The sequence below is a fragment of the Fodinicola feengrottensis genome (genome assembly GCF_010993775.1).
Lineage (GTDB): Bacteria > Actinomycetota > Actinomycetes > Mycobacteriales > HKI-0501 > Fodinicola > Fodinicola feengrottensis.
Map to the genome: position 1 here is coordinate 13473 of NZ_WOTO01000039.1, position 13122 is coordinate 26594.

Here is a 13122-nt window from a genome sequence, read left to right on the forward strand (position 1 = left end):
GGACACTAGTGCGACTCGCGGGGCACGTCGTGTCCGCTCGCGCCGACCAGGAAGTCGAGGTCGACGCCTTGATCGGCTTGCAGAACATGCTCGCCGTAGAGCCGTACCCAACCGCGGGTGGCGTGTGGTGCGGGCGCCTTCCAGTCGGCCCGGCGGCGGGCCAACTCCTCGTCGTCGACCTCCATGGCGATCGTCCGTGCCGGCACGTCCAGCGAGACGATGTCCCCGGTGCGTACGAGTGCGAGCGGACCGCCGACCGCGGCTTCCGGCGAGACGTGCAGGACCACCGTGCCGTACGCGGTGCCGGACATCCTGCCGTCACAGATCCGTACCATGTCGGTGATGCCGCGCTTGAGCAGTTTCGTCGGCAGGGTCACGTTGCTGACCTCCGGCATCCCCGGATAGCCGCGCGGGCCGCAGTTTCTGATGACCAGCACGGTGTTCTCGTCGACCGGCATCTCCGGGTCGTCGGCGACCGCGTAATATTCCTCTGGAGACTCGAAAACCATCGCCGGGCCGCGGTGTGTCATGAGCTTCACCGAGGCCGCCGACTGTTTGATGACCGCTCCGTCCGGTGCCAGGTTGCCGCGCAGTACGGCGGTGCCGGTGCCGGCTTCCTGGAGCGGGTTTTCCAGCGTACGAATGACTTCCCGGTTATAGCATTCGGCGTCGGCGATGTTCTGGGCGAGCGTCGCGCCGGTCACTGTGATCGCGGACGTGTCGATCAGTGAACTGAGCTCGGCCATCACCGCCGGAATCCCGCCGGCGTAACAGAAATCCTCCATCAGGAAACGTCCGGACGGCATCAGGTCAACCAGGGTCGGAATGTCCCTTACCAGCCGGTCGAAATCGTCCAGCTCCAGCGGCACCCCGAGCCGGCCGGCGATCGCGGTCAAGTGAATCACCGCGTTTGTCGAGCCGCCAATGGCGGCATTGACACGAATGGCGTTCTCGAAAGCGGTACGCGTCATGATCTGGCTCGGCCGCAGGTCTTCCTCCACCATTTTCACGATCCGCTGGCCGGCCTGCGTCGCGGTCTTGTAACGGCGCGCGTCGACCGCTGGCCAGGTGGCCGAATAAGGCAGCTGCATCCCCAAAGCCTCGGCCATGCTGGCCATCGTGGACGCGGTGCCCATCGTCATGCAGTGACCGTTTGACCGGGACATGCAGCTTTCCGCGAAGAAACATTCCTCCTGAGTCATCCGACCGGCGCGTACTTCCTCGTCGAACTTCCACACGTGCGTACCGGATCCGATGTCCTGGCCCTTGAACTTGCCGTTCAGCATCGGCCCGCCGGTCACCATCAGCGCCGGAATGTCCACACTGGACGCGGCCATCAACAGACCCGGAGTTGTCTTGTCGCAGCCGGAAAGCAGCACTACGCCGTCCATCGGGTTGGCGCGCATCAGCTCTTCGGCTTCCATCGCGAGCAGGTTGCGATAAAGCATCGCGGTCGGACGCAACAAAGTTTCGCCCAGTGCCATCGCCGGAAACGCGAGCGGGAATCCGCCGGCCTGCCAAACCCCGGTTTTCACCGCGTCCGCGACCTGGGTCAGGTGCGCGTTGCAGGGCGCCAGATCGGAGGCGGTGACCGCGATCCCAATCACCGGCCGGCCGTCGAAAACCTCGTCGGTGTAGCCCTGGTTTCGCATCCAGGAACGGTGAATCATGCCGCTCTTGTCCGACCCGCCGAACCAGGTCGCGCTGCGCCGCCGCGTGTTGCCCTGCTCCACTGCGCTGTCTCCTCGCTGAAGCCGATGGTTAGCCAACTCGACCTCATCAGTCGATGACTCAGTACGCAAGCGAGGTCCTTGAGAGTGATACGAGAAACGGGTATGACAAGCTCAAACGGTCATGACGAGCGAGCAGAGCGCCACCGAAGCGGCCGAGGACGGCAGTCAGCCGCCGCCGCCCCGGAGCCCAACAGCCGGGTCCACCTGAGAAAGCCCGACCAGAGCCAGCCAACACAGGCCCAGGAGGACCCAGAGCAGGCTGACCCGTACGCCGACTGGCAACCGCCGGCTCTGTCGATCGGCCGCGCCTTCGCCGTCGCGGACCTGGTGCGAGCCGGCATCGCCGCCGCGGTGCTGCTCGTCCTCGGCGCCCCCCTTGGCCTGCTGTGGTCGGCGATCGCGCCGCACGCGATGGCCGCGCAAACCGCCGGCGGTGCGATCTACACCGGTTTCGACAACGAGGTCTTCGTCGCGGCGGACGCCGTCCTTGGTGCGATCGGGCTGGTGGTGGGCATCCTGGCCGGCGTCGGCGGATACCTGTGGCTTAGCCGGCGCGGTCCGTGGATGGCCATCGGGCTGGCTGTCGGTGGCGCCGCCGGCTCGGCGTTGGCGATGGTCGTTGGCCACCAGATCGGCCTCGCGACCTCGACCGGTTGGTGGCCAGCGGCCCGGTCGGCACCCAGTTCACCGCGCCGGTGAGCGTACGGGCGACCGGCGTCCTGCTGATCGAGCCGCTCGTCGCGGTGCTGGTGTACGTGGTGACCGCGGGCTGGTCGAAGTACGGCGACCTGCGCCGCGGCGACTTCGAGATCCCGCCGGAGGTTTGGGGCGAGCATGCGCCCGCGGAAACTAGTTCAGACTTAGCGGCGCCCGCAGCTCGGCCAGCGGCACCGGAACAGCCCGAAGCCGCCGAAGCATCGTCGCCTCCCGCTTGAGCAGCAGCCGCAGCTCGCGGCGCAGCCGGGCGATGGTGGACACCTCGGCCAGCAGGTCCTGACGGTCCCGCTGCGGCAGCGGTGCGCTCGCGGCGACCAGATGGGACAGCGTGGTCGGCTCGGCTGGCAGCTTCAGCGCCGTGGCGCCGGCCGCCGAGCGCAGCTCGATGTGTTCGGGCTGCGGCGGCAGATCCTCGTCCCGTTGCGTCTCGGTGACGCTCGCGATCAACGCGACATAGCGCTGGAACACCTCGGCGACGCTCACCGACAGCAGGGTCGCCTCGGCCAGCTCGTACGGCTCGTCCGGCAGCCACTCGACCTCGCCGAACGGGTACGGCGCGGACGTGGTGTCCAGGTCGTGCAGCCGAAATCGGCGGCGGCCCACCGACACGATGTCGTAGCGGCCGTCCGGATATGCCGCCACCTGCCGCAACTCCGCCGTACAGCCCACGTCGTAGAGCGCTTTCACGCCGTCGACGCCGACCTCCCAGCCCTGCTTGATGCTGACCACGCCGAACTCTCGGCCAGGGCCTTCCGGAGCTTCCATGAGAAGCCTGGTCAGGGCGCGATAACGGGGTTCGAAAACGTGTAGCGGCAACACGACACCCGGGAACAGTACGGTCCCCAAGGGGAACAACGGGATTGCCTCCACTCGGGCGAGCGTATGCCGGTGCCGGCCGGTTCGCCTGGTGAATCTCAGGTCTAGACAACGCATCCGCCCGTACCGGCGCGCCGAAAGTGGTCCCTGCCACGCCCGATGCGCCGGCCGGATCACCGGGCGCGCCGGGCCGTAGACTCGCAGGAGTGCTGACGACGACCGACCTGCGTGGAAGTGACACCGACCCGCGGACCGTGCTGCCCCGGGCCGCGGTGGACGTCGGTGCCGCCGCGCAGCGGATCCAGCCGATTCTCGACGACGTGCGGGACCGTGGGTTGCCGGCCGTGCTGGCCGCCACCCAGCGCTTCGACGGTGTCGAGCTGTCCGACGTACGGGTGCCGCGTGAGCATCTGCGGACGGCACTGGAGGGCCTGGATCCGGCCGTGAGAGCCGCTCTGGAGACCACTATCCAGCGGGCCCGCGCGGTGCACGCGGACCAGCGCCGGCAGGATGTGACGACCCGGCTGGCGCCCGGCGGCACGGTCACCGAGCGGTGGGTGCCGGTTGAGCGGGTGGGCCTTTATGTGCCGGGCGGCCTGGCCGTCTATCCGTCGTCGGTGGTGATGAACGTGGTGCCGGCGCAGGAGGCCGGCGTCGCTTCGCTGGCGATCGCCTCGCCGCCGCAGCGGGACCACGGTGGCCGCGTGCACCCCGCCATCCTGGCTGCCTGCGAGCTGCTCGGGGTCGACGAGGTCTACTCGGTCGGCGGCGCCCAGGCGGTCGCGATGTTCGCGTACGGCATCGAAAACGTCCGTGCGGTCGACATGGTGACCGGCCCCGGGAACATCTACGTGACGGCCGCCAAGCGGCAGCTGCGCGGCCTGGTGGGCATCGACTCCGAGGCCGGTCCGACCGAGATCGCCATCCTCGCGGACCGTACGGCCGATCCCCTACATGTGGCCGCGGACCTGATCAGCCAGGCCGAACACGACCCGGCCGCGGCGAGCGTGCTGGTCACGGACTCCGAGGAGCTGCTCGCCGAGGTGCAGCGGACGCTGCCGAAACTGGTCGGCGCGACCAAGCACACCGAGCGGGTCACCGAGGCGCTGAGCGGTCCGCAGTCCGGCGCGATCCTGGTCGACGATGTCGAGCACGGGCTGCGGGTCGTGAACGCGTACGCGGCCGAGCACCTGGAGATCCAGACCGCTGACGCCCGCGAGATGGCGTTGCGGGTACGCAGCGCCGGCGCGATCTTTGTCGGGCCGTACGCGCCGGTCAGCCTCGGCGACTACTGCGCCGGCTCCAACCACGTGTTGCCGACCGGCGGCTGCGCCCGGCATTCGTCCGGGCTGAGCGTGCAGACGTTCCTGCGTGGCGTCCACATCATCGAGTACGACAAACCCGCGCTCGCCGAAGTCGCCGGGCACGTGGTGGCGCTGGCGAACGCCGAGGACCTGCCGGCGCACGGCGAAGCCGTCCAGGTGAGGTTCCGGTGACCGACCTTGAGGATCTCCCGCTGCGGGCGGACCTGCGCGGCCAGCACCCGTATGGTGCGCCTCAGCTGGACGTGCCGGTTCGGCTGAACACCAACGAAAACTCCAGCCCGCCGCCGGCGGCGGTGGCGGCCGCGATCGTGGCCGCGGTGGCCACCGAGGTCGCCGAGGTAAACCGCTATCCGGACCGGGACGCGGTCGCGTTGCGCGAGGAGCTCACGGCATATTTGGCCAAGCAGACCGGCGAGCCGCTGACCGTCGACCAGCTGTGGGCGGCCAACGGCTCGAATGAGATCCTGCAGCAGCTTTTACAGGCTTTTGGTGGCCCAGGACTAAAAGCGCTGGGCTACACCCCCTCGTACTCGATGCATCAGCGGATCGCCGAGGCGACCTGTACGCCGTGGGTCGACGGCCGGCGGGCGTCGGACTTCACGCTCGACCCGATTTCCGCGGTCGAGCAAGTAAAAGTCGTGCGGCCGAACCTGGTTTTCCTTTGCTCGCCGAACAATCCGACCGGCACAGCGATTGATCTCGACACGATCAGAGCGGTCGCCGACGCGACCCCCGCGATGGTCGTCGTCGATGAGGCGTACGGCGAATTCGCCAGGCCAGGGACGAAAAGCGCGGTGACGTTGCTGCCGGAATATCCGCGGCTGGTGGTCACCAGGACGATGAGCAAGGCCTTCGCCTTCGCTGGCGGCCGGCTCGGTTACCTGGCCGCGTCGCCGGCGGTGGTGCAGGCGCTGCAGCTCGTACGCCTGCCATATCACCTGTCCGCGCTGACCCAGGCCGCCGCGAGAGCCGCGTTGCGGCACGCGACCGAGCTCCAGGCGGGTGTGGACAGCATCCGCGGTGAGCGGGACAGATTGGTCAGCGAGCTGACCGCGCGGGGTTGGGAGGTGGTCCCGTCGGACGCCAACTTCGTGCTGTTCGGCCGGTTCGCCGACGCTCCCGCGTTATGGCAACGTCTGCTCGGCGCGGGAGTTCTCATCCGGGACGTGGGGATGCCCGGGTGGCTCCGGGTGACCGCCGGCACGCCGGCTGAATGCAGCGCGTTCCTGGGCGCGTTCGACCAGGTGGCGACGGACGCGGACCGGATGGCATGACGGGTACGCACGGAAGACGGGATGGGGGAGCGCCGATGAGCCGGACCGCCCGGATTGAGCGGAAAACGGCCGAGTCCAAGGTGCTGATCGAGATCGAACTCGACGGCCGTGGCATCACCGACGTGGAGACCGGGGTCGGTTTCTACGACCATATGCTCGCCCAGCTGGGCAAGCACGGGCTGTTCGATTTGACCGTACACACCGTCGGTGACCTGCACATCGACCCGCATCACACGGTCGAGGACACGGCGATCGCGCTCGGCCAGGCGTTCGCCGAGGCGCTCGGGGACAAGACCGGCATCAGCCGCTTCGGGCAGGCCGCGGTGCCGCTGGACGAGGCACTCGCCCAGGTGGTCGTCGACCTGTCCGGGCGGCCGTTCCTGGTCCACAACGAGCCGGCCGTGATGGACACCGCGGTGATCAACGGTGTCTTCAGCTGCACGCTCGTACGCCACGTGTGGGAGGCCTTCGCGCACAACGCCAAGATCGCGCTGCACATCGACGTGACCCGCGGCCGCGATCCGCACCACATCGCCGAGGCGCAGTTCAAGGCCGTCGCGCGGGCGCTGCGGGCGGCCGTCGAGGTCGACCCGCGGGTGCGAGGCATCCCGAGCACCAAGGGCGTGCTGTGACCCCCCTCGGGTGGTTGTGGTCGACCACGGCTCGGGCAACCTGCGCTCCGCTGAGCGCGCGCTCGCCCGGGTTGGCGCCGACGTGATCGTCAGCCCGGACGTGTCCGCTGCCGAGACCGCCGACGGCTGTGTGGTGCCCGGGGTCGGCGCTTTTTCGCGGCCTGCATGGAGGGCGTCGTCGCGTGCGGCGCCGATGTGATGGTCCGCAAGCGGCTCGCTGACGATCGGCCCGTGCTCGGGATTTGTGTGGGAATGCAAGTGATGTTCGCGCGCGGTGACGAGCACGGCGTGCGCACGGACGGCATTGGCGCGCTGCCCGGCGAGATCCGCCGGCTGCGGGCCGAGCGAGTGCCGCACATGGGTTGGAACACCGTTTCCGTACCAGCCGGATCGCGGGTTTTCGCCGGCGTCGAGGACCAGCGGTTCTACTTCGTGCACTCGTACGCGGCTTGCGACGTTTCGGTGCTGCCTCCCGACGCGCTCGTCACCACCACCCGCCACGGCGAGGACGACTTCATCTCGGCCGTCGAATGGCGAGCCTTGACCGTCACCCAGTTCCACCCCGAGAAGTCCGGCGACGCCGGCGCCGACCTCCTCTCCTCCTGGGTCCGCTCGCTCCGCTAGCGGTCAACCAGGTGCAGGGACAGTGTCCGATCGAGGTAGGCAGTGAGGTCGGCGACCTCGCGTACGACGGCACCGATGTACCCGTCGGGGCGGATCACGACGAAGGTGCCGGGTCGGACGCCGTACGCGCGGCGGATGTCGGCGGAGTCGACCGAATAGCCGCGTACAGCCGGGCCGTAGAGCGCAAACTGGTCCAGCGGCTGTCCGAAAGCCAGCACGGTCAGGTGGGATCCGCGGTAGAGGTCGAAAAGTCGGCCGGTCCCATAGCGGCCGTCCGGTGCGCTCACGCCGGCTCCCGGGCCGACACTCAACGAGCTGTCCGGATAGCTCGGGTGGTCGTAGCGGCCGCGTTTGTTCAGGCGAGTGAGGTACGGCCTGACCAGCAGCGGGAGGAGCGGGCGCAGGAAGGCCGGCGGTCGGGCGGCAGTGGAGAAGGTGCGGTCGCTCTCGGCCAGCACGGCCCGGGCGACCGGCAGCCGCTCCTGCTCGTACGTGTCGAGCAACCCGTCGTCGGCGTGACCGCGCAGCACCCACCCGAGTTTCCAGCCCAGGTTGTCAGCATCCTGGACCCCGGTGTTCATCCCGAAGGCGCCGAACGGGCTGTGCACGTGGGCGGCGTCGCCGGCCAGGAACACCGGGCCGACGCGGTAGGTGTCGACCATCCGGAGGTGGTAGCGCCAGACCGACAGCCAGTTCGGGTCGACCAGACGCAGGTCCAGGCCAGTACGTTCGCGGGCCAGTTTTTTTTTCCAGCAGCCGCGCCGAAGGCTCGGGGTGGTCCGGGGGCACCGAGGCGACGAGCTGCCACCGGCCGCCCTCGCCGGACGGGCGTGCCACGAACGTGTCGGCCCCGAGCCAGATCTGGGTGGCATTGGAATGTGCGAGCCCCTCGACGTACGCGTCGGCGAGCAGAACCTGGACGTCTTCCTCCGTACGACCGGAAAACCGAAGCCCCAGCCGCTTGCGGACGGTGCTGCGGCCGCCGTCGCAGCCGACCAGATAGGACACCTGGGCGCTTTCGCCGGTGTCCAGCTCCACCACCACCCCGCCGGCGTTGGCCTGGAAGTCTCGTACACCGGTGCCGAATTCCACCCGTACGCCGAAATCGGCGAGCCGGTCGCGTAGGATCTCCTCGGTCTTGAACTGGGGGAGGGCCAGCGAGTTCGGGTAGGGCCGGGTGGCGCTCGGTTTGTCCTGCCCGATCGAGAAATCCGCGAGCAGTGACCCGCCGAGATGCACCCGGGTGCGGGCCGCGACCCAGCCGGCGGCCATGAACCGGTCGGCGATCCCGAGGTCGTCGAAGACCTCCAAAGTCCGCGGCTTGACCGTAAAACCGCGTGATCCCGGCTGAGCCGACGGCGACCGGTCGACGATCCTTACAGACACTCCCTGCCGGGCGAGCACGCAGGCAAGCGTGAGCCCGGTTGGGCCGGCGCCGACCACGAGTACGTCCGTCATGACCAGCTCCGGGCACCGCGCAGGTCAGTCATGAGGGCACTCCTTTGGGAGATGGCGAAGGGGGGATGCCGTGATCAGCGGCGTGCTCTCACTCTGACAGCCACGAGATCGAGTGTCAATATGTACATGTCCGGACGGACACTAAAGCTGCTATGCTGCCGTCATGTCACTTCGCCATGCCCTGCTCGGCCTGCTGGCCGAAGGCCCCGCGAGCGGGTACGACCTGACCAAGCAGTTCGAGGGTTCGCTGATGCAGTGGGCCTGGCACACGACTCACAGCCACGTCTATCCGGAACTGCGACGGATGACCGAGGACGAGCTGGTCGAGGTGGTCGCGACCGCGTCGCGAGGGCGCAAGACGTACGGGATCACCGACCCGGGCAGGCAGGAGCTGCGGCGCTGGCTGCTGGCGGATCCGCTGACCGAGGAGGCCGTCCGCAGCGAGGCCGCGCTGCGGATGTTCCTGCTCGGCAACCTCGAACCGGCCGAGGCGATCAAAATCCTGCAGGACTACGCCGACCGTACGACCCAGCGCCTGGAGACGATGCAGGCCCAAATCAACCAGGCACCGGCACAGTGGCGGGACAACCCCTTCGCGGTCGGCCGACTGGTCGCCGAGCGCGGCCTACGCACCCTGCCGGCCGTACGCGACTGGGCACTGTGGTGCATTGAGCAGCTCTCGCAAGCCCAACGGCCCAGCTGAGCGGCCGCAGCGCCGGATCGGGAGAATGGGTGGCATGACGAACCGCTTGACGTTGTTGCCGGCTGTCGACGTGACCCAGGGGCGGGCCGTGCAGCTCGTGCAGGGCGAAGCCGGCTCCGAGAAGGTGTACGGGGACCCGATCGCGGCCGCGGTGAACTGGCAGAGCGGCGGCGCCGAGTGGGTGCATCTGGTCGATCTCGACGCGGCGTTCGGGCGGGGCCACAACCGGGAGTTGCTCGCCGAGGTGGTCGGCAAGCTGGACGTGCAGGTCGAGATGTCCGGTGGGATCCGTGACGATGACTCGCTGAAGGCGGCGCTCGCGACCGGTTGCCGGCGGGTGAACATTGGCACGGCGGCGCTGGAAAATCCGGACTGGTGCCGGAAAATCATCGCCGAGTACGGCGATCGGGTGGCGATCGGCCTGGACGTGAGAGGTGACAGGCTCGCCGCTCGCGGCTGGACGCGCGAGGGTGGCGATCTCTGGGATGTGTTGCAGCGGCTGGAAAACGACGGCTGTCAGCGGTACGTGGTGACCGACGTGCTCAAGGACGGCATGCTCCGCGGGCCGAACCTGCAGCTGCTGATCGATGTCTGCGCGCGTACCGAAAAGCCGGTCATTGCCAGCGGCGGCGTGACGACCATCGAGGACCTGAAACAGATCTCGCGGCTCGTGCCGAACGGCGTCGAGGGCGCGATAGTCGGGACTGCCTTGTACGAAGGCAATTTCACGTTGCCCGAGGCGCTGGCGGCGGTCCGATGACCGTCGCGGTCAGGGTCATTCCGTGCCTGGACGTGGACGGCGGCCGGGTCGTCAAGGGTGTCAATTTCACCGCGTTGCGAGACGCCGGTGACCCGGTCGAGCTGGCCCGGGCGTACGACGCGGCCGGCGCGGACGAGCTCACCTTTCTGGACATCACCGCGTCCTCGGCCGGCCGGGCGACCACGCTTGAGGTGGTACGCCGGACCGCGGAGTGCGTGTTTATCCCGCTGACCGTGGGCGGTGGGATCCGAGCCGTGGAAGACGTCGACGCGTTGCTGCGCGCCGGTGCCGACAAGATCGGCGCGTGAACACCGCGGCGATCGCCCGCCCGGAAGCTGCTCGGCGAGATCTCCCGGCGGTTCGGCGCGCAGGTCCTGGTGCTGTCGGTCGACGCGCGCCGCGTTGTCGATGGTCCACCGACGCCCAGCGGTTTCGAGGTGACTACGCACGGTGGTCGCCGAGGGACCGGTCTGGACGCGGTCGAGTGGGCCGCCCGCGGCCAGGAACTGGGGGTCGGCGAGATCCTGCTGAACTCGATGGACGCGGACGGTACGACCGCCGGTTTCGACCTGGAGATGATCCGTGCCGTCCGCGCGGTGGTGGACGTGCCACTCATCGCGAGCGGCGGTGCCGGCAGCGTCCAGGACTTCGCCCCGGCGGTCGCGGCGGGCGCTGACGCGGTGCTCGCGGCGAGCGTCTTCCACTTCGGGACGGTGGCCATTCCGGCCGTGAAGCAGGCCCTCCGGGAAGTCGGAAACCCAGTGCGTTGATGTCGCAAGTGGCTGGCTATCGATCAACTGCAAACATTTTTCTGACTGCTTTGTGCATCTATGCCATGATTTGTGGGTGGATAATCGACGGGTGCCGCCGAATCGTTAGTTGACTGTTCGCGAGTGGACGGGCACCGTACCCAACGACACTTACGAATCATGCTCATCCGGGAGACGATCGGTGCCTGCCCGCTGTGCCCCCCGCCGCCTCCGCGTGGCGTGCGAACCGCGATCGGCGGTGGCCAGCGGTGTGGCGGGAGGCTGGGACGCGGTGCTCTGGAGGCCGCTCGCGGCCGAGCCGAAGGGGAGTCGCGGGGCATTCGCCCGGGATGCCACTTTCGGTCCGGGTAAAGGACTCCTGGCTGGCCCTCTGGGCCGAAACGGCGGCCGTAGCCGGTCGTCCGGACTCGCCGGCAAAGCCGGGAATCGGCACCGCTGGCTCCAAGATCCCCGGTACGGTGGCCACACCACGGCCAACCCGGCCGTTGCGCAGGCACTTTCGGCGATGCGGACCGTTCACCGCCGGAGCTCGGCACGGGAACGGAAGTTGCGAGACAAGCTCACGGATCTGGTTGGCGCCCGCCGGCGGCGGACAGCGCCCGCGGCGCAGCCGTCGTCACTCGGTGTAACAGCGCCGGGACGTACTCACCTCCACCGCGTTGGTCGTCATACCCGGCGACCCGCGATGGGGACAACTGGTCGTCGCCCGGCGTGGGGCAGCGACCCACGGCTTTGGAGTGGATATCTTTCACCTCCGGCTCGGCTGAGGTAGTCAGCAGGATCGGTGAATGGCATCAAAAGCCACCATGGTGGTGGCACCTGAAAAACAGAAAGAGGAGAGGCAATGGGCGGACCATCTGAGGTGTCCCGGCGGACGCTGCTCACTCGGGCGGCGGCGCTGGGCGCCCTGGCTGTTCCCGGCGCGGCACTGCTGGACGCCTGCGCCACCGGTGGCGGTTCAGGCAACGCAAGTTCCGACAAGGGCACGGTCACCAAGGACAATCCGCTCGGCGTGAAGGTCGACGCGCCGCTGGACGTGGTGATCTTCAAGGGCGGCTTCGGTGACAAGTACGCCACCGACGCCGAGGCCGCGTTCAAGCAGAAGTATCCGAAGGCGACGATCAAGCACACCGGTACGCAGACCATCACCCAGCAGCTCGCGCCGCGGTTCGTCGGCGGCAACCCGCCTGACCTGATCGACAACTCCGGTGCGCAGCAGCTGGACATGAACAGCCTCATCAGCAAGGGCCAGCTGACCGACCTGACGCCACTGCTGGACGCGCCCTCGTTCGACGACCCGACCAAGAAGGTGCGGGACACCCTGCTGCCCGGTTCGGTTGAGCAGGGTCAGTACGGCGGCAAAGAAGTCTATGCGATGAACTACGCGCAGAACGTCTTCGGCGTTTGGTATTCGCAGGCGCAGCTGGACAAGTACCAGATCAAGTACCCGCAGACCTGGGCCGACATGATCACGGCCTGCGAGACGCTGAAGGGCAAGGGAATCGCCGGTTGGACGTACGCCGGTAAATACCCTTACTACGTCCACTTCGCGATGTACGGCATGATCGCCAAGATCGGCGGTCTGGACGTGATGAAGTCGATCGACAACCTGGAACCGAACGCCTGGAAGAACCCGGCGGTCAAGACGGCGGTGGACGCGTTCGCCGAACTGGCCGCCAAGGGCTACATCCTGCAGGGCAGCGAAGGCCTGACGCACATCGAGTCGCAGACCGCGTGGAACCAGGGCAAGGCCGCGTTCATCCCGAACGGTTCGTGGGTGGAGAACGAGTCCAAGCCGACCACCCCGGCCGGCTTCAACATGGCCGTCGGCGGCCCCCCGTCGGCGTCCGCCGCGGACAAGCTGCCGTACGGGTCGACCTGGTCGGCCTCCGGCGAGCCGTTCATCGTGCCGAAGCAGGGCAAGAACGCCCTCGGCGGCCAGGAACTGCTGCGGATCATGCTCTCCAAGGCGCAGTCGCAGAACTTCGCGAAGCTGGTCAGCTCGCTGACCTGTGTGGCTGGTGCCGCTGACGGCATCCAGCTGCCGCCGGGCCTGACCTCGGCGAACGCGCTGCTGAAGGCGGCCGGCCAGGGCGTCAGCAACCCGCGGCTGCCGGACTGGTATCCGGACCTGGAAAAGAAGTCGCTGGGTCAGAACACCGGTCTGCTGATGCACAAGGAGCTCTCCACCGCCGACTGGATCACCCGGGCGCAGGCCGCCGCGGCCGACGCGGTCGCATCGAACTCGGCGATCAAGAAGTTCAAGCACAGTTCCTAGTCGGTAACCCAGCCTGAAACGGAGTAACAATC

Annotated in this window: 10 protein-coding genes and 3 pseudogenes; 9 read left to right on the top strand and 4 right to left on the bottom strand. The window is 68.1% G+C overall.

From position 1 onward, the window contains the following. Positions 1-5 precede the first annotated feature (5 nt). Positions 6-1733, bottom strand: a complete 1728-nt coding sequence (locus GNX96_RS30885) for an IlvD/Edd family dehydratase (protein ID WP_163571537.1) — start codon at positions 1731-1733, stop codon at positions 6-8. A 102-nt stretch (positions 1734-1835) separates the two neighbouring features. On the opposite strand from GNX96_RS30885, the gene GNX96_RS30890 reads away from it, so the two are divergent. Then, positions 1836-2432 (top strand): DUF2567 domain-containing protein, encoded by a 597-nt coding sequence (locus tag GNX96_RS30890; protein ID WP_163571538.1) that lies wholly within the window; start codon positions 1836-1838, stop codon positions 2430-2432. A 150-nt stretch (positions 2433-2582) separates the two neighbouring features. Here the strand turns inward: GNX96_RS30890 and GNX96_RS30895 are convergent, their stop codons facing one another. Then, positions 2583-3383 carry an LON peptidase substrate-binding domain-containing protein gene (locus GNX96_RS30895; RefSeq protein ID WP_163571539.1) on the bottom strand — a complete coding sequence of 267 codons (801 nt, stop codon included), beginning with the start codon at positions 3381-3383 and terminating at the stop codon, positions 2583-2585. A gap of 89 nt (positions 3384-3472) precedes the next feature. Here GNX96_RS30895 and hisD point away from each other — a divergent pair, with 89 nt between their 5' ends. The 4 genes and pseudogenes from hisD (at position 3473) to hisH (ending at position 7121) form a co-directional block, all read left to right on the top strand. Further along, on the top strand, positions 3473-4762 hold the full coding sequence (hisD, locus tag GNX96_RS30900) for a histidinol dehydrogenase (RefSeq protein ID WP_163571540.1): 1290 nt from the start codon (positions 3473-3475) through the stop codon (positions 4760-4762). Continuing rightward, entirely contained in the window at positions 4759-5865 is a 1107-nt protein-coding gene (locus GNX96_RS30905; protein ID WP_163571541.1) for a histidinol-phosphate transaminase, read from the top strand. Before hisD ends, GNX96_RS30905 begins: the two co-directional genes overlap by 4 nt. A 35-nt stretch (positions 5866-5900) precedes the next feature. Next, positions 5901-6497, top strand: coding sequence for an imidazoleglycerol-phosphate dehydratase HisB (gene hisB, locus GNX96_RS30910; protein ID WP_163571543.1), 597 nt, complete (start codon positions 5901-5903; stop codon positions 6495-6497). 10 nt (positions 6498-6507) lie between these two features. Next, positions 6508-7121 (top strand): annotated as a pseudogene (hisH, locus tag GNX96_RS30915) (imidazole glycerol phosphate synthase subunit HisH). Here hisH and GNX96_RS30920 read toward each other — a convergent pair. Together GNX96_RS30920 and GNX96_RS56620 are read right to left on the bottom strand one after the other, a co-directional pair. Then, positions 7118-7993 carry an FAD-dependent monooxygenase gene (locus GNX96_RS30920; protein ID WP_163571545.1) on the bottom strand — a complete coding sequence of 292 codons (876 nt, stop codon included), beginning with the start codon at positions 7991-7993 and terminating at the stop codon, positions 7118-7120. The pseudogene hisH and the gene GNX96_RS30920 overlap by 4 nt on opposite strands. Then, a pseudogene (locus GNX96_RS56620) lies at positions 7968-8579 on the bottom strand (FAD-dependent monooxygenase); the annotation flags it as partial. The gene GNX96_RS30920 and the pseudogene GNX96_RS56620, both read right to left, overlap by 26 nt. A 163-nt stretch (positions 8580-8742) precedes the next feature. Here GNX96_RS56620 and GNX96_RS30930 point away from each other — a divergent pair. The 4 genes and pseudogenes from GNX96_RS30930 to ngcE all read left to right on the top strand — a co-directional run bounded on the left by GNX96_RS30930 (position 8743) and on the right by ngcE (position 13090). Beyond that, positions 8743-9282: a PadR family transcriptional regulator gene (locus tag GNX96_RS30930; protein ID WP_163571549.1), complete on the top strand. Its 540-nt coding sequence runs from the start codon at positions 8743-8745 to the stop codon at positions 9280-9282. Between the two features lie 34 nt (positions 9283-9316). Beyond that, complete coding sequence (gene priA / locus GNX96_RS30935; protein ID WP_163571550.1) at positions 9317-10042, top strand: bifunctional 1-(5-phosphoribosyl)-5-((5-phosphoribosylamino)methylideneamino)imidazole-4-carboxamide isomerase/phosphoribosylanthranilate isomerase PriA; 726 nt, start codon at positions 9317-9319, stop codon at positions 10040-10042. Continuing rightward, positions 10039-10812 (top strand): annotated as a pseudogene (gene hisF, locus GNX96_RS30940) (imidazole glycerol phosphate synthase subunit HisF). The gene priA and the pseudogene hisF overlap by 4 nt, the downstream one beginning before the upstream one ends. A gap of 844 nt (positions 10813-11656) precedes the next feature. Beyond that, a complete protein-coding gene (gene ngcE / locus GNX96_RS30945) occupies positions 11657-13090 on the top strand; it encodes an N-acetylglucosamine/diacetylchitobiose ABC transporter substrate-binding protein (RefSeq protein ID WP_163571553.1) in 1434 nt (477 codons plus the stop codon). The last annotated feature ends 32 nt before the right edge of the window (positions 13091-13122 follow it).

What these genes read in the sequence shown, in the direction of transcription:
- GNX96_RS30890 (WP_163571538.1), top strand. Translation starts at nt 1,836, where the DNA reads ATGACAAGCTCAAACGGTCATGACGAGCGAGCAGAGCGCCACCGAAGC.
- GNX96_RS30895 (WP_163571539.1), bottom strand. Translation starts at nt 3,383, where the DNA reads ATGCGTTGTCTAGACCTGAGATTCACCAGGCGAACCGGCCGGCACCGG.
- hisB (WP_163571543.1), top strand. Translation starts at nt 5,901, where the DNA reads ATGAGCCGGACCGCCCGGATTGAGCGGAAAACGGCCGAGTCCAAGGTG.
- GNX96_RS30920 (WP_163571545.1), bottom strand. Translation starts at nt 7,993, where the DNA reads ATGCCACCCAGATCTGGCTCGGGGCCGACACGTTCGTGGCACGCCCGT.
- GNX96_RS30930 (WP_163571549.1), top strand. Translation starts at nt 8,743, where the DNA reads ATGTCACTTCGCCATGCCCTGCTCGGCCTGCTGGCCGAAGGCCCCGCG.
- priA (WP_163571550.1), top strand. Translation starts at nt 9,317, where the DNA reads ATGACGAACCGCTTGACGTTGTTGCCGGCTGTCGACGTGACCCAGGGG.
- ngcE (WP_163571553.1), top strand. Translation starts at nt 11,657, where the DNA reads ATGGGCGGACCATCTGAGGTGTCCCGGCGGACGCTGCTCACTCGGGCG.